At 59.8% G+C, this 999-nt stretch carries 1 protein-coding gene; it reads left to right on the top strand.

All coding sequences use genetic code 11. The features are described from left to right. Positions 1 to 640: hypothetical protein (locus NW838_RS03890; protein ID WP_414427526.1), on the top strand; the 640-nt coding region annotated here is incomplete at its 5' end. Positions 641 to 999: the final 359 nt, after the last annotated feature.

Below are 999 nucleotides of genomic sequence, written 5' to 3'. Positions count from 1 at the left end.
ACGCTATCAACTGGCCGCCCACTGGGCCGCTGCCGACGGTTGGCGCAATGGGTACCTGTGGCTGTTTAACCAAACCCGTGCCGGTGGCCTGAGTGGGGATGCTGATGGAAGCGCGCCGCCGCAACCAGCTTCCTCCAGTTCTCTATCGGACTATCAGCGGGCCAATCACCATGCTGTAGCAGCAGAGTTACTCGGCTCTGTGCTGGCGGATCCCACCGCCCCTGCCCATCTTCAGGAAGAAAGCCTGTACCGGCAGGTGCTGATCCTCTACCGCCAGTACACCACCTACCCTCCCGAGGAAACGGCAGCCATCTATCCGCTGCCGGGCTTCCCCCCAGGAGTGACAGAAGATACCAGCTTGTTCGACACGTCACTGCCGGACTACGTGGATCCTGGCAGCCTCAGCTACAGCTACTTTCTGGAAGCCAAAGCCCTGCAGGATGGCTATGCCCGCCAGGCGATCTACGCCGGCAATGAGCTGCTGAACCGCTTCCCCCAGAGCCGCTATGCTGGGGATGTGCTCATGGCTCTGTACGGCCTGACGGGAGATGTCGCCTTCCTAGGACGGCTGCTGACGCAGTTTCCTGATAGCGAGCGCGCTCTGGAGGCAGCGCTTGAGCTGGGGCCCGTCAGCCACTGAGTCTTTAAGCGTACCGCAGCTTTGCAGCTTTATAGCCTCTTCACAGAGCCTTCATGAAAGGCAAATAGGGGTATTCTTGGACGAGAGCTGTCTTGCGAGATCCAGGGAGAAAGGCTTTATCTCCCCTTTGTCTCGGCGGATCTGGACTAGCTTGGGTTGAGTTTCCTTGGGCTGCCATGGGCTGATGGATCCTGCCACCTTTCTGGAGCACTATGGGTTTGAGCTGGAAGGTCAACCCAGCCAGGTTTGGGTGGAGCGCTGGAGCCAGTTGTTCCCGGATCTTTGGATCCCGGCAGCCTTGCTAGAAGCCCTCTACCAGGGGCGGTACAAGGCCACCTCTGTGGAGCAGCTTCTCCGCC

The organism is Synechococcus sp. R55.2 (assembly GCF_047462075.1).
Classification (GTDB): Bacteria; Cyanobacteriota; Cyanobacteriia; order Thermostichales; family Thermostichaceae; genus Thermostichus.
Note: the sequence above shows the minus strand (reverse complement) of the source record. Positions and strands in the feature narration are given on the sequence as shown.